General features: G+C 33.5%; 21 protein-coding genes and 1 pseudogene. All 22 read right to left on the bottom strand.

What is annotated here, in order from left to right; genetic code table 11:
• Positions 1-15: 15 nt before the first annotated feature.
• The 22 genes and pseudogenes from STRUR_RS00965 to STRUR_RS00860 all read right to left on the bottom strand — a co-directional run bounded on the left by STRUR_RS00965 (position 16) and on the right by STRUR_RS00860 (position 18,736).
• Positions 16-495, bottom strand: coding sequence for a V-type ATP synthase subunit K (locus STRUR_RS00965; RefSeq protein ID WP_006738682.1), 480 nt, complete (start codon positions 493-495; stop codon positions 16-18).
• 1 nt (position 496) lies between these two features.
• Positions 497-2,497 (bottom strand): V-type ATP synthase subunit I, encoded by a 2,001-nt coding sequence (locus STRUR_RS00960; RefSeq protein WP_006739492.1) that lies wholly within the window; start codon positions 2,495-2,497, stop codon positions 497-499.
• A complete protein-coding gene (locus tag STRUR_RS00955; protein ID WP_006739180.1) occupies positions 2,487-2,810 on the bottom strand; it encodes a hypothetical protein in 324 nt (107 codons plus the stop codon). The genes STRUR_RS00960 and STRUR_RS00955 overlap by 11 nt, the downstream gene beginning before the upstream one ends.
• A 175-nt stretch (positions 2,811-2,985) precedes the next feature.
• A complete protein-coding gene (locus STRUR_RS00950; protein WP_006739141.1) occupies positions 2,986-3,876 on the bottom strand; it encodes an ROK family protein in 891 nt (296 codons plus the stop codon).
• A gap of 40 nt (positions 3,877-3,916) precedes the next feature.
• The gene (locus tag STRUR_RS00945; RefSeq protein ID WP_006739327.1) at positions 3,917-4,369 is read right to left on the bottom strand and encodes a NanQ anomerase/TabA/YiaL family protein; all 453 of its coding nucleotides are present in this window, start codon (positions 4,367-4,369) and stop codon (positions 3,917-3,919) included.
• A 1-nt stretch (position 4,370) separates the two neighbouring features.
• On the bottom strand, positions 4,371-5,912 hold the full coding sequence (locus tag STRUR_RS00940) for a sodium:solute symporter family protein (RefSeq protein WP_006740091.1): 1,542 nt from the start codon (positions 5,910-5,912) through the stop codon (positions 4,371-4,373).
• A 44-nt stretch (positions 5,913-5,956) separates the two neighbouring features.
• Positions 5,957-6,880: a dihydrodipicolinate synthase family protein gene (locus STRUR_RS00935; RefSeq protein WP_006740499.1), complete on the bottom strand. Its 924-nt coding sequence runs from the start codon at positions 6,878-6,880 to the stop codon at positions 5,957-5,959.
• 1 nt (position 6,881) lies between these two features.
• Positions 6,882-7,575, bottom strand: a pseudogene (locus STRUR_RS00930) (N-acetylmannosamine-6-phosphate 2-epimerase).
• A gap of 158 nt (positions 7,576-7,733) precedes the next feature.
• Positions 7,734-8,540 carry a MurR/RpiR family transcriptional regulator gene (locus tag STRUR_RS00925; RefSeq protein ID WP_006739264.1) on the bottom strand — a complete coding sequence of 269 codons (807 nt, stop codon included), beginning with the start codon at positions 8,538-8,540 and terminating at the stop codon, positions 7,734-7,736.
• Positions 8,541-8,693: 153 nt separating this feature from the next.
• Entirely contained in the window at positions 8,694-8,828 is a 135-nt protein-coding gene (gene rpmH, locus STRUR_RS00920) for a 50S ribosomal protein L34 (protein WP_000831903.1), read from the bottom strand.
• A 120-nt stretch (positions 8,829-8,948) separates the two neighbouring features.
• Positions 8,949-9,335: a DUF3021 domain-containing protein gene (locus STRUR_RS00915; protein ID WP_006740216.1), complete on the bottom strand. Its 387-nt coding sequence runs from the start codon at positions 9,333-9,335 to the stop codon at positions 8,949-8,951.
• An 11-nt stretch (positions 9,336-9,346) separates the two neighbouring features.
• Positions 9,347-9,706 (bottom strand): LytTR family DNA-binding domain-containing protein, encoded by a 360-nt coding sequence (locus STRUR_RS00910; protein ID WP_006738510.1) that lies wholly within the window; start codon positions 9,704-9,706, stop codon positions 9,347-9,349.
• A gap of 219 nt (positions 9,707-9,925) precedes the next feature.
• The gene (jag, locus tag STRUR_RS00905; RefSeq protein ID WP_006739041.1) at positions 9,926-10,846 is read right to left on the bottom strand and encodes an RNA-binding cell elongation regulator Jag/EloR; all 921 of its coding nucleotides are present in this window, start codon (positions 10,844-10,846) and stop codon (positions 9,926-9,928) included.
• A gap of 11 nt (positions 10,847-10,857) precedes the next feature.
• The gene (locus STRUR_RS00900) at positions 10,858-11,670 is read right to left on the bottom strand and encodes a YidC/Oxa1 family membrane protein insertase (RefSeq protein ID WP_006739154.1); all 813 of its coding nucleotides are present in this window, start codon (positions 11,668-11,670) and stop codon (positions 10,858-10,860) included.
• On the bottom strand, positions 11,667-12,014 hold the full coding sequence (gene rnpA / locus STRUR_RS00895; protein ID WP_006739743.1) for a ribonuclease P protein component: 348 nt from the start codon (positions 12,012-12,014) through the stop codon (positions 11,667-11,669). Before rnpA ends, STRUR_RS00900 begins: the two co-directional genes overlap by 4 nt.
• Positions 12,015-12,128: 114 nt before the next feature.
• Positions 12,129-13,586, bottom strand: a complete 1,458-nt coding sequence (gene gltX, locus STRUR_RS00890) for a glutamate--tRNA ligase (RefSeq protein ID WP_006740043.1) — start codon at positions 13,584-13,586, stop codon at positions 12,129-12,131.
• A gap of 280 nt (positions 13,587-13,866) precedes the next feature.
• Positions 13,867-14,178 carry a bacteriocin immunity protein gene (locus tag STRUR_RS00885; protein ID WP_006739514.1) on the bottom strand — a complete coding sequence of 104 codons (312 nt, stop codon included), beginning with the start codon at positions 14,176-14,178 and terminating at the stop codon, positions 13,867-13,869.
• Positions 14,179-14,241: 63 nt separating this feature from the next.
• Positions 14,242-14,739: a beta-class carbonic anhydrase gene (locus STRUR_RS00880; protein ID WP_006740083.1), complete on the bottom strand. Its 498-nt coding sequence runs from the start codon at positions 14,737-14,739 to the stop codon at positions 14,242-14,244.
• A 124-nt stretch (positions 14,740-14,863) separates the two neighbouring features.
• Positions 14,864-16,225, bottom strand: coding sequence for a DNA repair protein RadA (gene radA / locus STRUR_RS00875; RefSeq protein ID WP_006738838.1), 1,362 nt, complete (start codon positions 16,223-16,225; stop codon positions 14,864-14,866).
• A 23-nt stretch (positions 16,226-16,248) separates the two neighbouring features.
• The gene (locus STRUR_RS00870) at positions 16,249-16,692 is read right to left on the bottom strand and encodes a dUTP diphosphatase (RefSeq protein ID WP_006739741.1); all 444 of its coding nucleotides are present in this window, start codon (positions 16,690-16,692) and stop codon (positions 16,249-16,251) included.
• Between the two features lie 76 nt (positions 16,693-16,768).
• Positions 16,769-17,533, bottom strand: coding sequence for an epoxyqueuosine reductase QueH (locus STRUR_RS00865; RefSeq protein WP_006740348.1), 765 nt, complete (start codon positions 17,531-17,533; stop codon positions 16,769-16,771).
• Between the two features lie 75 nt (positions 17,534-17,608).
• Positions 17,609-18,736, bottom strand: coding sequence for an SLC13 family permease (locus STRUR_RS00860; RefSeq protein ID WP_006738610.1), 1,128 nt, complete (start codon positions 18,734-18,736; stop codon positions 17,609-17,611).
• Positions 18,737-18,779: the final 43 nt, after the last annotated feature.

Raw genomic sequence — 18,779 nt, 5'->3', positions numbered from 1 at the left:
AGTTTCAGTGATGATTTAGCCAACACGAGTTGTTAATATGAAGGATACAACAAATGCCAAAATAGCATAAGTTTCAACCATAGCTGCTAAGATAGCACCTTTCATAAATTCTTTTGGACGTTTTGCTAAGATTTGCATCCCTGCAACAGACACATTCCCTTGATGTTTTGCTGAAAAGTAACCGACAATGGCTACTGGTAAGCAGGCAAAGAAGTAGGCAACACCTTTAGAAGGTGTTAACTCTGGAGTAATTTGTAATAAGACGATAAAGCCAATAACAAATCCATACAGTCCTTGAGTTCCTGGCAGCAATTGTAAAATCAAAGCAGAAGAGAATTTCTCAGGTTGTTCTTTTAATAGAGCCGCAGCAGCTTGACCAGCTTTACCTACACCATAGGCAGAACCCATACCACTTAGTGATACTGCTAAAGCAACTCCCAAACCTGCAAAAAATGCTCCACCATAAGTTGAAAAGTAATGCGCTAATTGTTCCATGTTATTTTTCCTCCACTTGTGTATTTGAATGTATTTTGATGTATTTTTCACTTGTTTTAAAAGGCTGAAATGGTTTTCCACCACCTTCATAAAATTTTCCAAAGAATTCTACAAAGATAAGTCTTGCACCGTGAACATATCCTGAAAGTAATGATAAAAAGATATTTATGGCATGTAAAAAGATAAATAAGATCAGACCAACTGTAAAACGACCAACCGGCGGAAAGAGCCCAACAATTAAATTAAAAGCTGACCCTATACTAGCGCCCGAAAGCCCCAAAGCCATTAGTCTTGTAAAACTGACTAAATCACCGACATAACCTGAAGCATTGTAGAGATTGTAAAGTCCAGTACCCAAGCCTAGTAAACTTTTCTTATTCATTATTGAAACCAATAATATTCCAACTGCATTTGCTATAGCTAGCCATTTGCCAATAACTGAGAAAATCGACAAGCCTGGAATAAACATTCCTAGAACCAATAGTAGAATCCCAAGTAAGATTAAGCACCAAGCAAAACCTTCATTATAAGCACTGGTAAAATCACCTATTCTAACTTTTTGACGTCCACCTAAATAAAGGCCTGTTAACAAGGTAATAAATCCAAATGCAACAGATAATATTAAAATGGTCATCACATCTGTCGTTGTTGATATCAAAACAAATGGTAAAGTATAACCAAAAAATGAACCATATACCAAGCCCCATAATGCAACAGACACAGATAAAATATTGAAGAATTTAACAAATCTTGCCATTCCCTTTGAAAAATAAAAGCGTTTCTGTGCTAGAAAAGTGACCAAGAATAAAAGTAAACCATATCCTAAATCTGCAACCATCATTCCAAAAAAAGTAAAATAAAAAGGTGCCAATATCGGAGTTGGGTCTTTTTCATTATATTTTGGTAGAGAGTACATTTCAGTAATGATCTCAAAGGGTTCAATCAGTCCATGATTTTTTAGCTTGATTGGCACTTCCTCAATATCTTCTTCAGTGATAAAACTTTCTTGTATTAAAACTTGGTTTGCATATTGTTCATCCAGTTTAGCTCTTAACTCTTCTAATCTTTCTGCTTCAATCCAACCTTCTAACGCAACTAAGTATTTAGTACTCGCTAGTCTTTGTTTGACTTCTTGCCTTCCAGAAATGGACAAAATATATTCGGTTTGTAACTGGAGAGACTCTAAAGCTTTTTGTGATTGCTGTAGTTCTATATAAAGAGTGTTTTTTTCAGATTGCCATTTCGTGATTTTCTCAAAATCATTTTCTAGTAATTGTTTTGGTAATTGATCATATTCATAATCAAAAACGTTAAATTGATAATCGTCTAAAGGAGGCTTATGATTTTTATCCCAAAAAAGAAGTAAGCCATGTTCAAATTCTGTATGAAATACTTCTTCAACAACTACAAAGTCATTTTTTTCTAATGCTTTTAAAATCTCATCATTTTCAGTATTTGGAATGGTCCCTACTGCTGTTCCGAGGTAAGTAAACTGCTTTAGTTGATTTGGCGAAACCGAGAGATTTCTCCATTTTTCTAAATCATTATCGTTTTTTTGTGTTTCTTCTATTTTCTTTTCTAAAAAATGGTATTGATTTATCTTTTGAAGGATTTCTTCACTAGTGTCTTCATCAAAATTTTCATTTCCTAATTCTTGTAATTCTTCAAAAGTCAGCACTTTGTCTTTTGTTTTAAGGTTCGCTAACATTCCTTTTTTCGGCAAAAAGCTATTCAACTTCGTCATTGTATTTTCTAATTCATTTTGCTTTTGCTCTAAAAATGTTAGGTTATTTTTATTATTAAAAGCTTGATTATCAGTTTGACTATCATGTTGTCCTATTGGTAAGAAAACTTGATTGGTCTCAAAACCCTCCTGCCAATTTATCATTTTGGAGACATCTCTAATTTCAATCATATTTGAGCATTGAAGTAAACTTAAGATAGCATCAAGATGTTCTTTGCCAAAAATGATAGAAAGTTTTTTCATCTGACTAATGGCCATATGTCTCTACCACCTTCTCCACAATTTGTTCAACTAGAATAGCTTTTCGATCAGTCAAAACCGACCTAACTTTAGTTTCATTCTGTTGCATTTTTTGACTGAGATTATCTTTCAAATTAGCTAGGTCACTTGAAAGAGTGTCCTCTTTTTCCTTCAAGATTTCTTGTCTTTTTTGGTCACATTCCATTTTTAGTCCCACAAGTTCTTGATTAGCCTGTTCTTGTAGTTGTTTAGATTTTTTTTCATAATCTTCGACAATTACCTCAGCTTGCTTCTCAATTTCTTTCATTGTTTCAAAAATTGAATTTGTCACCTTGGCACCCCCTCTCAATTCTAAATTAGTCTATTATTCTAATTTAAATTTAATTTTATTTTCATTTAAAGTACATTTTTAATGATCAACTAAAATAATAGGTCTTGTTTTATTATAACATCTTCTAAAAGCGTTTTCAAAAGAATATTTAAAAAAGTTTATAAAATTAGAATATTCAGTTAAATGCATTTTTACTAATGAAATGATAAACAGCGCCTAGTCTTCCTGCCTTATTTCCTAATTCTGCCCCAAAAATATGGTCAGGTTTAAAGAAATTGTCTTGTAATTGAGAGGCTAATGCTTCTTCGATTAATGGTAGTAAAATTTCTTTTCTTTCAAAAATACCACCGCCAAAAATAATAGCTTCTGGATTTATAATGTATAAAAGCGGTAATAATCCTTTTGTTAGATTATCCACTAATTGCTTGATCACTTTTTGCGCACTCTCTTCTCCAGCCTCATAGGCAGCAAAAATGAGTTTCCCATTAGAATTGTTTTTCTTAGTCAATTGTTCATAATCACTGACTAAACTACTTGTCGATGCTAGATCTTGCCAAGTTTTATCACTTACTGGAATATAGCCGACTTCACCTGCACAATGTTGAAATCCTCTCCATAATGTTTGATTTAAAATAATAGCTCCACCAATTCCAGTACCAACTGTTATGCAAATGAAACTATGACTCGTCCTCCCAGCACCTTTCCACATTTCTCCTAGAGCAGCACAGTTGACATCATTTTCTACTTCGCATTTTATTTTAAACGTTTTTTCAATTTCGTCTTTTAAATTTGTTCCCTTATAGTTAGGTATTGTCGGGCCAGAATAAACGACTTTACCTTTTTCAGAATCAATAACACCAGCACTTGAAATAGCAATTCCTTCAATTTGAGTTTCCTCTTTGAGAAATGATTGGACCAATTGCTTCACCGCATTAAGAATATCATTTGTTTGTTTATGATAATCAATTGGGGTTTTGATTTCTTTTAGTTTACTTTGCGATTGACCATTAGCATCAAAGAGTTCTGCTTTGATGCTTGTACCTCCTATATCAATACCAATAATCATGAGCGTCACCTACCGAAAAAGGGATCCCTAGGATCCCTTTTTATCCTTTCTTTAATGACATTGTCAATTTAAAGACAATTTTTTTGACTGTCATTTCTTCATTTACCATTAATCCTGTCATATGAGCATCATTTGCATCTAGCAAGAGGAGATTACCTTGCCTCAATACAATCTCACTACCCTTTTGACCAGACATTTGTTGCCAGTCATTCTTGTCATCATAATCTGCCAGTGTCATTTGATCTAGAAAGTTATGATAAATTCTTTCTTCACCAGATATAATGTAGTGCACATCATATTCTTTACGGTGACTTTCCCAAACTCTGTTTTCTTCTTTAGTTGACTGGTATTGAATGACATTATAATAAAGTTGGTCATTAAATTGATGCATCCCTTTTTCAAGTTTGTCAAAGTCTAAAGTTTCAAGAACTTCTGTAATCTTTTGAAGTAAAGGATGATTTTTCACAAATTGACTACTTTGATAAAATTCCATATTAATTTCTCACTTTCCATGATTGATCGGATTTTATAGCTTTAATATCATAAATAGTTGTTCCAAATGGTGTTTCTGTTTTTGGAGTTAAATAAGACACTAATAAACCTGAGATAACAGAAACAATAACTGAAATAATGCCATATGACCAGAAATTAACAGCCTCTGCTGAGACACCATATTTAATAGCAATCATGACAATACTTGATGTCACTAATGCAGCCCATGCTCCATATTTATTTGATCGTTTAAAGAAAGCTGCTAAAATAAATATTCCTCCTAAAACACCAAGTACCAATCCCATAAATCCATTAAACCATTCATAAGCAGATTTTATATTTGAATGTGCCATAATAATTGATACTACAATTGAGAAAATGCCAACACCCAAGGAGATGTATTGTGCCATTTTGGTTCTTTGTTTATCTGTCAAGTCTTTACTAATAGCATCTTGAATATCTAAAGTCCATGATGTAGCTACAGAATTTAATCCTGTTGATAAAGTTGATTGAGCTGCTGCATAAATAGCCGCAATCATGATACCTGTTATACCTACTGGTAAACCAGCGGAGATATAATACATAAAGACCTGATCTTGTGGAAGTGACTGTACTGTAGAACTTGGACTTTGGATAGTGTAGAGTACATAAAGTCCTGTTCCAATAAGATAGAAAAAGATTGAGATAAAAATTGACAAAAAACCATTTGTAAACATCATTTTATTCAATTTTTTAATATCTTGAGTTGTGGTAAAGCGTTGAACAATATCTTGAGATGACATGTAACTGGATAAAGTATTAACACCAGCCCCAACAATTAATAGAAAAACTGAACTTTGTAATAAATTTGGGTTAAATAATGGTTGGTCTGCAGCTAAAAACTTTCCATGGTGAATAAGCTGATCTGAGATAGCAGTTAAACCACCATCTAAATCATGAATTAAAAAGAGTAAAGCAATAATCACACCAATAAATAAAACGAGACCTTGAATAAAGTCAGTCCATAACACTGATTTGATACCACCTGTGTAAGAGTAAATAATGGCAATAATTCCCATAACAATAATTAACGTATTAACATCAATGCCAGTTAAAATACTCAGTGCAACTGAAGGTAGGTACATAATAATAGACATCCGACCGACTTGGTAAATGATAAAGAATATCGCTGATAAGGCACGTAACTTTCTAGAGTTAAATCGTAACTCTAGATAATGATAAGCAGAATCAATATCCAGATAGGCATATATTGGTAAGAAAAAACGAATTGCCAAAGGAATGGCAATCACCATCCCCAATTGAGCAAAAAACATTAACCATGTCCCTGCATAAGAATTTCCTGCTAATGCCATGAATGATATGGGACTTAATAAAGTTGCAAAGATAGAAAAAGCTGTAACATACCAAGGTATAGAACCATCCCCTTTAAAGAATTCTTTTCCTTGCATTTCTTTCTTTGACAAAATTAACCCAACTGCTAAAACAGCAATTAAGTAGACAATAATAATCGCTAAATCAATGAGTGTAAATCCTGAATCCGACATAAATTTCTCCTAAAATTCCCTTATGTTAAGATTTTTCCCTGTTTTTATGATAAAAAGTCTTTTCTAGCTTTATTAATCATCTGAACGGCTTCTTTAGCAATTTTGTGATCATTAGAATCATGTAATGGTTCTAATGGTAAACGAACCGATCCTAAGTCTAATGACTCATTCATTTTTAGGATTTCTTTTGCAATTGCATACATATTGGCACGACCTGAAACCATTTTATAAATAATTGAATCAATCGCATACTGTAACTCTCTAGCCTTGTCTAATTTCTTATCAGCAATCATTTGATTTAAAGTTAAAAATAAATCAGGCATTACCGCATAAGTACCTCCAATACCTGCTTTTGCACCCATCATACGTCCACCAAGGAACTGTTCATATGGTCCATTAAAGACAATATAGTCATCTCCACCGTCCGCAACAAATTGTTGAATATCTTGAACAGGCATAGAGGAATTTTTAACACCAATAACTCGTGGATTTTGGCGCATTTTTTCATAAAGTTTTGGTGTTAATGCAACACCTGCTAACTGTGGAATGTTATAGATAATAAAATCAGTGTTTGGAGCGGCACTGCTGATATCATTCCAATATTTCTCAATGGCATAATCAGGTAATTTGAAATATATTGGAGGAATTGCTGCAATAGCATCCACTCCCAATGCTTCTGAATGTCTGGCTAAAACCATACTGTCTTTTGTATTATTGCAAGCAACGTGATTGATAACTGTTAATTTCCCTTTTGCAACCTCCATAACAGCTTCTATAATCAACTTACGATCTTCAACACTTTGGTAGATACATTCTCCAGAAGAACCATTAACATAAATGCCTTGAACACCTTTATCGATAAAATACTGTACCAGTTTTTTAACACCTTCTTGACTAATTTCGCCATTCTTATCATAACAAGCATAGAAAGCTGGAATCACGCCTTGATATTTTCTTAAATCTCTCATTTTATTCACTCCTATTTTCTAAAATAGCATCTGCAAATGTTTTTGTGATTAACTGTGGTCGTGTGATAGCTGAACCAACAACAATACAATAGACTCCTAATTCCATAACGCGTTTTGCTTTTTCAGGAGTACTAATATTCCCTTCAGCAATAATAGGGTGTCTAAGAATAGAAACTGCTTTTTTGATTATTTCAAAATCATGGGCTTCAATTTTTAAATGTTTACTTTGTTTTGTATAACCCACTAAAGTGGTGCCTATAAAATCGAAACCCAGTTTATCAGCAATCAGCATTTCTTCTAAGGTGGAACAATCCGCCATCAATTTTTGGTGGGGAAACTTTTGACGAATTTCTTTATAAAATTGCGATAGTGTTTTTCCACCAGGTCTCAATGATGATGTTGCATCTAATGCAATAATATCCACACCGACATCTACCAAAGCTTCTACTTCAACCATTGTTGTCGTGATATACACTTCTGAATCCTGATAATGTTTTTTGATTATCCCAATAATTGGTAGATTAACTTGTTTTTTTTATTTCTTTAATGTCTTTGATTGAATTGGCTCTTATCCCCTTTGCTCCGCCTTATTCAGCAGCCTTAGCCATTCTTCCCATGATAAATTCACTATGAAGTGGCTCATTTTCCAATGCTTGACAAGAGACAATCAATTGACCTTTTATTTCTCCTCTCATTATTTCCTCCTAATTTTAATGTAAGCACTCACATTTTTAATTATATCATTAATGAAATAAAATTCAATATAATTATAAAAATGAAATTATTTTCTTTATTACATCTTATTTCTAAATTTTTCCGAAATAAAAAAAGACTTTCATCAATTGAAAGTCTTCTAATGTTTTCCTGCTACAATGCGATGATAGGTCGATTGAATATTAGTTTTTAAAGCACTGTCTTCTAAAAGTTTCATGGTAATTAAATCAATAATGTAAAGCGCTGTAATTTGTCTGTTCATAAAATAAGCTTCGTTTAGAAATTGTTTATTATGCATAAAGAGCCTAATATCAACATCTAAATTGTCTAATGAACTTGTTGGAACACTCGTCATAGCAATTGTTTTAGCTCCATTTGCGTGAGCATTTTCTAGAGCTTCTACAATTTCTGGGGTCTCTCCTGAACTACTAATGCCAATGATCAAATCTGTTTCAGAAGTCATTTTGCTTCCCATAATAATCATATGTCCATCTCTTTCACTCCATGCTTGCAATCCCATCCTAACAAGACGCATCCTAAATTCCTCAGCTGATAGTCCAGAGCTTCCCAAACCGTAAATTAAAATCCGTTTTGTTTCTTTCATAGCTTTAACAACGGCATCAATCTCTTCTTCAGAAACCAATTTAGCTGTTCGACTAATAACATCATCGTAATATGATGTTACCAGTTGATGTAAGCCTGATTTGAGTTCTTTTTTGGGCTGATTATTAGCATGTAGACGCATTTTAAAATCAACGAAATTTTGACAGCCTAATCTTTGACAAAAGCGTGTGATAGTGGATGGTGCGACAGATAATATCTCTGCTAACTCATGAATAGTAATATTATGTAGTTCTTGAGCATTTTTCATAACATACTCAGCAACCTTTTTTTCTTTATTACCCATGGAAGCGTAGTTTACTTCTATTACTTGTGTAATATCCATAATATTTTTTCCTTAATTTCTTTATTAAGTTCATTTTATCACATTTTTTAAGGAAAATGATTATTATCGCTTAAAAAGCGATATTAAGGCAAAAATAAAAACCATGAGCCTCGAGCACTCTTGGTTTTTCAGATAATTTGTATTAATCAATTCTTAAGCTGATAATACTTTACGTCCTTTACGACGACGGCTAGCAAGCACGCGACGTCCGTTTTTAGTTGACATACGGTGACGGAATCCGTGTTTACGTTGACGACGAATTTTACTTGGTTGATAAGTACGTTTCACAGTGAATACCTCCTCATAGATTTTGTATTCGTTTAGCCGGCTATTGTGATATCAGTTACTAAACATACCATAATATTTTATAATAAATGAATAGGTCTTGTCAAGGTTTATTTTCTAGTTTTACTTTCTTTCATTTAATTTTTTATTGATTTCACTGACTCTTTCTTTACTTTCCCAAATAAAGAAGGCAGCTATGATTAAATAGATTATCATGAATTCAAAACTAACTCCTAAAAGATAACCTATTTGAAAAGGAATCCATTGATTGATTAAAAGCATTGTCATTACTAAAAGATAAATAGATAACATATGAACACTTATTTTTAACATTTCTGACCATTTTGTTTTCTCATAAATCAATGATACTAATCCCATTAATCCTGAACAAACCCAAGTAATCAGAGCATTTTGAACTGATGGTTCAAATTGATATATCAATAAATTAATTATATAAAGAAAAGAACCAATCCCAACTCCAATGATAAAATAAATAATACCTTTTTTCATTTTTAACCCCCTTATAAACCTAATTTTTGTTCTAAATTTTTCAAATAACGTCTACTAACCATAACTTTAACATCATTTATCAAAATAGCTAACATATTTCCTGAAAAGCTGGCTTCAAGCTTATTCAGATGATTAATATTGATTAAACTTTGCTTAGAAACTTGAACAATATCAGTTGAGTTTATCCTCTCTTTAAATTGATATAATCTTTCAGTTATGTAAAAGTTCCCTTTTAAAGTCTTTAACTGTAATTGTCTTCCGTCAACATCAACAGCAATAATGCTATCTTTCTTTAACAATCTAATGCCATCAGGTGTCTTTAAAGGAATAATATCTGATTTTTCTTGTGCATAACTTTCCAAATATGTCATTAAACTGTTGACTTCATGATCATAATTGTTTTTTTGTGACGGTAACAATCATCTCATTTTGCTGCTCTACTTCTTTAAATAGCCATTTCATCTGCATCTCTCCTTTGATATTATCCTATCAAATTTTAGCTTTTCTTAGTTAACCTTTTTGCTAAGTGGTTAAAAAGATGAGGTAAGTGGTTGTAAAGATAATAAAAAAACCTGAACAATGTCAGATTTTTAGTCTAATTCATTTTTGACTGAGACAACCACAAAACGATTAGGGTCATTGCCTTCAGAATAACTTTCCACGCCTTCAATGCTTGACACCGTTTTGTGAACAATTTTTCGTTCACTATTACTCATTGGGTCCAATGTATAAGATTCGCCAGAATCAATCACACGCTGTGCAATTTTTTGTGTAAAATCAATAAGTGTTTCGGTACGGTGTTCAACGTAATCATGCACATTTAGAACAACTGAGAAGTTTTTAGAATAGCGATCATGAAGGTAGTTTTGAGCTAATAATTGAAGGGATTTCAATACTTTCCCATGATATCCAATAACTCTACCAGCTTCTTGTGTTTCAATTTGAAGGTTTATTTGACGTCTATTATGACTTGTCTCAATACTAGCATCAATGTCCATCTCATAAATGACTTTTGAAACATAATCAGATACTTCCTTTGCTGCTTCAGCAATATCTTTACTAGTATCATCTTCCTTAAATTCTTTTGCAACAAATTCTTCAAAGGTTTCTTCAGTTGATGATGATTCTGTTGCTTTTACTTCTTTAATCTCTTCAACATTATCTTGTGAAACCGACTCAGTCGGAATTATTTCCACGGATTCTTCTTGCGTGACAGGCTCCTCGGCTGTAACTTCCTCAACTGGCTCTTTGTCTGCTTTTGGTTTAACAACAGGTGCGTTCTGTTTATTAATTTCGTCTGGAACGCTACGTGTTGCTTTTTTATCTGCTTTATATACTGTTTTTTCGTTGATTCCTTCGATATCAACCTGTGCTGGTTTTTTCCCAAAGCCAAGGAATCCTTTTTTCTCTTTTGAAACAACTTTTATATGGGCTTTTAACCGTGAAATGTTAAGTTCTGAAAGTCCTTTTTCAATAGCTTCTTCAACAGTTTTTCCTGTGAATAATACCATAATAATACTCCTTAATTTCTTTGACGTTTTGCTTTCTTCTTAGCACGTCTCATTTTTGCTTGACGTTCTTTTTCGGCAGCTATAACTTTTTCACGTTCTGCAATTATCTTAAATGGATTATTAAAAATCATTAACTGAGCAACTTGAAAAGCATTTGACACTGTCCAATATAAGACGACACCACTTGCAAGGCCAAGTCCCATAAAGAAAATCATAACTGGCATAAGATATGTCATCATTGTCATCATAAGATTACTTTCAGATGCAGCTTTATTTGTCAACCAAGTTGATAAGAAAGTAAATACTGCTGCCAAAATAGGTAAAATAATTAAATGATCTGGCTTAGCAAGCTCGAACCAAAGAAAAGTTCCTGTTTTTAAGAATGGTGCACGAATCAAAGCTTGATACAAGGCAATCATAACCGGCATTTGAATCAAAAGCGGAATCATACTTGCATATGGATTAATACCATGCTCTTTGTATAAAGCTTGACTTTCTTGTGCCAAGGCCATTCGACTTTCATTATCCTTACCAGGATATTTAGCTTGTAAAGCTTTTAGTTTTGGTTGAATATCTTGCATTTGTCGACTTGACTTAATCTGCATGTTATACAAAGGCAATAATACTAACCTAACAACTAAAGTAAATAGGATAATACCTAAACCTATAGATTGTTCAAATGATAAGACTTCTATGGATTTGGCAAAAAAATAGACTAGTTTATCCCACAAACCTGTTGAATGACTAGTAACATTACCACGACCACAGGCAACCAGTAAGGGAACCAACCCTAATAAACTAATGAACTTAAGCTTTTTTTTCACTCTTCTAAACCTTCCTGATAAAGTTTGGCTAAACGTAGGGCATGCTCCAAATTTTTCTTGACTTCATCAAAATCAAGTTCTTCAACTCCCTTTCTTGCTATAACAACAAAGTCATAATTTTTTAACTTATCTTGATTAGCGATCAAAACATGTCTGACTTTTCGTTTTACAGCATTACGTGTAACAGCATTTCCAAGTCTTTTTCCAACAGATATTCCAACTCTAAAATGAGCTTGATTTTTTTCCAAAAAATAAATAACAAATTTTCGGTTAGCTACGTTTTGACCCGTTTCAAAAATAGCCTGAAAATCCTTCTCACGTTTTACTCGATAAGACTTTTTCAAAGCGTTACTCCAAACATCTAAATTATTACTATTATACCATAAAGTTACAAAAAGCCTCAATACTTTAAACAAAGACACAAATAAGAAAAAAAGCTTCCAAGGAAGCTTTTTCATTTAGACAAGTTTAGCCAACATATTTTCAATATGTTCAATTGATTTTTCTTTACCCAATAAATAAATCGTGTTAGGAAGTTCTGGCCCGTGCATCTCACCAGAAACAGCGATACGAATCGGCATAAAGAGATTTTTTCCTTTAATACCTGTGTCCTTTTGAACGGCCTTAATTTGAGGGAAGATATTTTCTGGTTGGAAATCATCATCAGACATAGCTTCTAATTTTGCTTTAAATGCCTCTAATACAGTTGGTACCGTTTCACCAGCCATAACTTCTTTTTCGGCTTCAGTTAATGCTGGGAAATCTGTAAAGAACAAATCGGTTAAAGTGACAATCTCATCAGCTGATTTTAATTGTGGTTGATAAAGTTCAACTAACTTTTCAGCCTTATCTGTCAAACGTCCTGCCTCTTCTAAGAAGGGTTTACACAAATTAAAGACTGTTTCAAAATCAGCATTTTTAATGTATTCATTGCTCATCCAGTCCATTTTCTTTTGATCAAATGCTGCTGGTGATTTACTTAACCTTGTTTCATCGAATAATGTAATCAACTCTTGGCGTGAGAAAATTTCATCCTCACCACCAGGATTCCATCCTAGTAGCGCAATAAAATTAAAGACTGCTTCTGGCATATAACCTTTTTTACGGTAATCTTCAATAAATTGTAAAGTATTGGTATCACGTTTAGATAACTTTTTACCAGTTTCAGAATTAATGATTAAGGTCATGTGTCCAAATTCTGGCGCTTCCCAACCTAATGCTTCATAGACCATCAATTGTTTTGGTGTATTTGCAATATGGTCATCTCCACGAATAACATGAGAAATTTGCATATCATGATCATCAATAACAACAGCAAAATTATAAGTTGGATAGCCATCTTTTTTTTGAATTACCCAGTCACCACCGATGTTTCCACCTTCAAACTCGATATCACCTTTAACAATATCATGCCATTTATAGATACCAGATTCATTGACAGAAAGACGAACGGTTGGGATAATCCCTTTTGCTTCTCGTTCAGCAATATAAGCTGACTTTTCAGCTTCAGACATGCCAATAAATTCATTAATGTAACGAGGTGTTTCACCAGCAGCCTCTTGGCGTTCACGTTCTGCTGCTAATTCCTCTTCTGTAGTATATGATTTATAGGCTTTACCTTCAGCTAATAACTGATCAATATACTTTTGGTATAAGTCAAGTCGTTCTGATTGACGGTATTTTTCATGTGTTTCAGGACTTTCATCCCAATCTATTCCTAGCCATCTAAGATTTTCTAACTGTGAACGTTCCCCGTCTTCAACATGTCTTTTGCGATCGGTATCCTCGATACGAATGACAAATGTGCCATTGTGATGACGAGCATATAAATAGTTAAATAGCGCTGTACGCGCATTTCCGATATGTAATAATCCTGTAGGACTTGGTGCGTAACGCACACGAATTGGTTTTGACATTCCATTTTCTCCTGTTCATTTCAATCCTTTTTATTATAACAAAAAAGGTGCTTTGAAAAAAGGCAAAGCACCAAAAATTATTGTGTCACTATTACATGAGAGCTTCTGACAGCGATGCTTTAACGTCACCACACCTCTTGTAATTCTATTTTTAATTATCTTAGCAAATGATTCTAAATTTAAATGTTGAACAGCAATATCATCATAGTCTAAAAGTATCGACAGCTCTTTCATCAATATCAACTAAAAGCATGAGGACATTTTAAAAAGAAAATTTTTTCTAGAAACCTCCGTGTGGTCCCAACCCCATAAAAAGCATGGTTTGCATTGCTGTCCCACGATAACTAGCAGCAATTCTTTGACTATATTTAAAAAGTTCTTGAGCGCCCTTTGGTATTTTAAATTGATGCGTTAACAAATAAGTTGTTAAAAAACTATTTAGTTTTGAAAACACAAGATTCTCAGGTTGTCCTTTTTCAAGTTGCTCCTTTGATTGGAGTAATATCTGATAAAGTTCTTTATCACTTGCAACTTCAACATCCAATAATGCATTAATTAAAGCATTCTTTGCTTTTTCATTAATATTTGACATCGTTTAATCTCCTGTCAAACTTTTTATTTTAATAAAAAATTCATTTGATGTCAATTTTTTATACTATTTACCAACTGCTGTCATTCGCCCAGTTTCAACATCATAGACAGCACCATTTATGACAACATCATCAGGAATAAGTGGTGATGCCTCTAAAATTGCCATATCTTCTCTAACACTTTCTTGAACATTTTCAAACGGTAAAAAATCTTGCCCGGAAACATCTACACCTAAAACATCCTGAATGTGTTTCGTAAATTCGTCATTAGTAAATGTCTGTGCCCCACAATCTGTATGATGTAAGACAACTATCTCTCTGGTCCCCATTTGTTGCTGAGAAATAACAAGTGATCTAATCATATCTTCTGTTACACGGCCACCGGCATTTCTTAAAATATGGGCATCTCCAAGAGCGAGACCTAAAGCTTGAGCAACATGAAGTCTTGAATCCATACAGGTCACAATAGCAACTTTTGTTTTTGGTTTCAAGGGTAATTGAGCAGTTCCATGCAAATCTGCATAAGCTTGATTGGTTTTTAAAAAATTATCAAAATAAGACATTCATTTCCCTCACTTAAGCATTAATTGTTTGACAATCAAATTACTTTTAATCTTATCATTTTTAAAATCAGCTGTCATAGAATCTGTTTATAAAAAATGGTTAGCTAAGATTAGCCAACCATTTTTATTTAAAGACTGCTTTTAAGACATCATTTACTGTCATTACACCAACTACTGTGATTGTCTCAGGAAGTGTTATGCCAGAAAGTGAATTTTTTGGTGCATAAATCTTGGTAAACCCTAACTTAGCAGCTTCATTAATTCTTTGCTCAATCCTTGTAACCCGTCTAATTTCACCAGTTAAACCTATTTCACCAATAAAAGCCTCTTGAGGGTTTGTTGGTTTTTCCCTATAACTTGAAGCAATTGCAACTGCTACTGCTAAATCAATTGCTGGTTCATTAAGCTTCACACCACCTGCAGACTTTAAGTAGGCATCTTGGTTTTGTAAGAGTAAGCCACATCTTTTTTCCAAGACAGCCATAATCAAACTAACACGGTTAAAATCTAAACCTGTTGTTGTTCGTCTTGCATTTCCAAAAACGGTCGGTGTCACCAAAGCTTGGACTTCGGCTAGAATAGGGCGGCTACCTTCCATCGTTACCACAATTGCAGAACCAGTGGCATCAGCCAACCGTTCTTCTAAAAAGACTTGACTAGGGTTCAATACTTCTACTAAACCACCAGACTGCATCTCAAATATGCCAATTTCATTGGTTGAACCAAAACGATTTTTAACTGCTCTTAGAATCCTAAACGTATGGTGTCTTTCTCCTTCAAAATACAAAACTGTATCCACCATATGCTCAAGCATGCGGGGTCCAGCCAATGTCCCTTCTTTTGTAACATGTCCAACAATAAAAGTTGCGATATTATTTGTCTTTGCTAATTGCATTAATTCTGCAGTTACTTCTCTAACTTGAGATACAGATCCTTGAACACTTGAAATTTCAGGACTCATAATAGTCTGAATAGAATCAATAACTAAAAAATCAGGATTGATTTTTTCAACCTCGGCTCTTATATTTTGCATGTTTGTCTCTGCATAAAGATAGAATTCATTATCAATATCGCCAAGTCGCTCACTTCGAAGTTTGATTTGTTCTGCAGACTCTTCACCTGAAACATATAATACTGTCCCATTGTCAGCCAATTGTGTTGAAACTTGTAAAAGTAACGTTGACTTCCCTATTCCTGGATCACCACCAATTAAGACTAAGGAGCCAGGAACGACACCACCGCCTAAAACACGGTTAAACTCATCCATTTTTGTCTTGGTTCTCGCGTAATTGATCGAATCAACTTCTTTTAATTTGATTGGTTTTGTTTTTTCACCCGTTAAGCTAACACGCGCATTTTTTACTTCTGTTACTTCAACCTCTTCAACAAATGATGACCATGCCGAACAGTTGGGACAACGTCCTAGATATTTAGGAGATTGATAGCCACATTTTTGACAGACAAAAGTTGTTTTTTTCTTAGCCATTTCTTTTTTCCTTTTGAAGTCTTTTACTGTCCTGTACTTCCAAATCCACCAGTTCTTTCACCACTTGCCTCATCATCATCCACAACTAAAAATGGCGCAAAGACACCTTGAACAATGCGTTCTCCTACTTCTAAAACAACATCTTTTTTTGTAATATTTTGCATTTGAGCAAAAATATGACCTTCATTTGAGGGGTTATTATAATAATCCCCATCAATGACTCCAACAGAGTTAGCAAGAACCAAGCCCTTCTTTCGAGGGTTTGATGAGCGATCATAAAGATATAATACTTCACCAGCCTGCATATAGGCTTTTACTCCAGTTGGAACGAGTACAATCTCACCTGCCTTAATTACTGTTTTTTCAGCAACAGATAAATCATACCCCGCTGCATGAGCTGTTTCTCTTTTTGGTAATAAATCTTTATTTGTCATTGATGATATTAATTCAAATCCACGTTTTCGCATAACTACTCCTTGTCATTTACTTTCATTCTGTTCATTACTATAGCATAAATTGGGATGATACTCTTCTATTCGTATTTTATACTTCTTTTCCTTCATAGGTAAAGCGAATATTTGGAAAATCATGTTCTGATTTTTCATTCATAAATGCTCTAGCTTCTTTTTTGATTGCGACCAAATCGATTTGCTGTGCTTTTGCTGCAAAAACACAGCCACAATAACATTGTCTATAGATATCATATTCATCACACATCTCTACTGATCGTCGATAACCATTATTCTTTTTAAAATCACTTGGTAAATAATGTGTTGCGTAGAGCTGTTGGACATCAATGCCAACTGAATTAATGGTTTGAGCATTTTTATGAGGGCTAATAGTTAAAGCGCTGGCAAAATAATCAAATCCTAACTCAAGAGCTTTTTGGGCAGTTTTGTCCAAACGATAATCGAAACAAACCCGGCACCTATCACCACCTTCTGGCTCACTTTCTAAACCTCTAACAACCTTAAAAAATTCGTTTGGTACGTAGGGCGCTTCAATGAAATGAACTGAGTATCCCGTTTTTTTATTAAAGTTTGAAATAAATTCTTGTGTCACATAAGCTCTTCTATGGTATTCATCCTTTGGATGGATATTAGAATTCGCAAAATAAACGGTAATATCCGCATACTCTGACAGGTATTCAAGTGTGTATGTAGAGCAGGGTGCACAGCATACATGCATCAAAATCCTTGGCCTTTTTTCCTCTTTTTGCCATACTTTAATCATTTGTTGCATGACTTTGTCATAATTTACCTTTTGATTTGGATGCATTTTTTCCAAAATCTCTTTGATATCAATCATTTTCCTAATCCCCTAATTGCAAAATCTCCTTTTGTTATTATAGCATAATCAAAGTCACCATTTCTTTCTACAATGCTAGTTTGAGGTTAAATAATGAAAAGTCAGAAGCACAAGTAGAACAACTACATTATAAAGACTAAACATCAAAAGATAGGATTTTCGATTCATTTCTTTTTCTTTAACTATGTATTTATAAGAAATCAAACTAGCCATAGATGCTATCAGGGTACCAAGGCCACCAAGATTTGTGCCAATTACTAAATCACTTATTTGCCTTGTGTAGTTTGTTAAGGCAATAGCACTGGGAACATTACTAATCAATTGGCTTAAAATGACCGTGACAATCACTTCGTGACCAGATAACACACGATGGATGCTATTTGTTATCAACGGAATTTGATTGATATTTCCTATGAAAAGAAAGAGAAAGAGAAAGAGAAAGAGAAAGAGAAAGAAGAAGGTTAATAATAAAGCATAATCAACTTGATAAAAGAGTTTTCTATCAAACATTAACAAGAAAATAATAATGATGATAGGTGACCATACAGGTAAGACATCAATTATAAATAAAAATGTAAAACTAAACAAAACAAGAAGAAATAATAATGATTTTATATCCATTTTTACCTGAATGGGTTCTTGTCTAATCATTTGATTTGGTAAAAGGAGATAAATGAATATAACTAATAATAAGCCAGTTAAAAAGACATATGGAAACATCAAATGTGTAATGCTAAACCATTTAAAATGACCATACTGGAAAAGATATAAATTCTGAGAATTACCAATAATGGTTAAACTACTTCCCATGTTAGCAGCAATTGTCATGAGAACAATGGTGAAAATGAGTCTTTTGAGTTCAAGCTTTTTAAGAATACTAATTGCTAGCGGTACTAACATGATTAAGGCCACATCATTTGTCACTAACATACTGATGAAAAAACTGAAACCAACTAAGACCAAAACTAAGTTTTTTAAGTTACTAACCTTTTTTAAGATAGTATTTGTCAGCCATTGGAAAAAACCAGCTTGACGAAAACCAGCTACAATAACCATTAATAACAATAAACTAAGAAGTGTTTTTAGGTCAACAGAAGCTATTGTTTTTCTAATATTTGGTTGTACCAAAAAACTAAAAACAGCTAAGAGCGCCGAAATAAATAACAAGGTTTCTTGTTTTACTAATGTGATAATAGACTTCATAATCTCTCCCAATTCAAGTATTCTCATAGTTTACCATTAAAAA

The organism is Streptococcus urinalis 2285-97 (assembly GCF_000188055.2).
Lineage (GTDB): Bacteria > Bacillota > Bacilli > Lactobacillales > Streptococcaceae > Streptococcus > Streptococcus urinalis.
This window is presented reverse-complemented; position numbering and strand designations above follow the sequence as displayed.

Coding starts and splice junctions, on each gene's coding strand:
- STRUR_RS00925 (WP_006739264.1), bottom strand. CDS start 8,540: ATGGATATTACACAAGTAATAGAAGTAAACTACGCTTCCATGGGTAAT.
- STRUR_RS00950 (WP_006739141.1), bottom strand. CDS start 3,876: ATGATTATTGGTATTGATATAGGAGGTACAAGCATCAAAGCAGAACTC.
- STRUR_RS00870 (WP_006739741.1), bottom strand. CDS start 16,692: ATGCGAAAACGTGGATTTGAATTAATATCATCAATGACAAATAAAGAT.
- STRUR_RS00935 (WP_006740499.1), bottom strand. CDS start 6,880: ATGAGAGATTTAAGAAAATATCAAGGCGTGATTCCAGCTTTCTATGCT.
- jag (WP_006739041.1), bottom strand. CDS start 10,846: ATGGTATTATTCACAGGAAAAACTGTTGAAGAAGCTATTGAAAAAGGA.
- STRUR_RS00860 (WP_006738610.1), bottom strand. CDS start 18,736: ATGAAGTCTATTATCACATTAGTAAAACAAGAAACCTTGTTATTTATT.
- STRUR_RS00945 (WP_006739327.1), bottom strand. CDS start 4,369: ATGGAATTTTATCAAAGTAGTCAATTTGTGAAAAATCATCCTTTACTT.
- gltX (WP_006740043.1), bottom strand. CDS start 13,586: ATGTCAAAACCAATTCGTGTGCGTTACGCACCAAGTCCTACAGGATTA.
- STRUR_RS00940 (WP_006740091.1), bottom strand. CDS start 5,912: ATGTCGGATTCAGGATTTACACTCATTGATTTAGCGATTATTATTGTC.
- STRUR_RS00880 (WP_006740083.1), bottom strand. CDS start 14,739: ATGTCTTATTTTGATAATTTTTTAAAAACCAATCAAGCTTATGCAGAT.
- STRUR_RS00960 (WP_006739492.1), bottom strand. CDS start 2,497: ATGGCCATTAGTCAGATGAAAAAACTTTCTATCATTTTTGGCAAAGAA.
- STRUR_RS00915 (WP_006740216.1), bottom strand. CDS start 9,335: ATGAAAAAAGGTATTATTTATTTTATCATTGGAGTTGGGATTGGTTCT.
- STRUR_RS00910 (WP_006738510.1), bottom strand. CDS start 9,706: ATGACATATTTGGAAAGTTATGCACAAGAAAAATCAGATATTATTCCT.
- STRUR_RS00885 (WP_006739514.1), bottom strand. CDS start 14,178: ATGTCAAATATTAATGAAAAAGCAAAGAATGCTTTAATTAATGCATTA.
- radA (WP_006738838.1), bottom strand. CDS start 16,225: ATGGCTAAGAAAAAAACAACTTTTGTCTGTCAAAAATGTGGCTATCAA.
- STRUR_RS00965 (WP_006738682.1), bottom strand. CDS start 495: ATGGAACAATTAGCGCATTACTTTTCAACTTATGGTGGAGCATTTTTT.
- STRUR_RS00865 (WP_006740348.1), bottom strand. CDS start 17,533: ATGATTGATATCAAAGAGATTTTGGAAAAAATGCATCCAAATCAAAAG.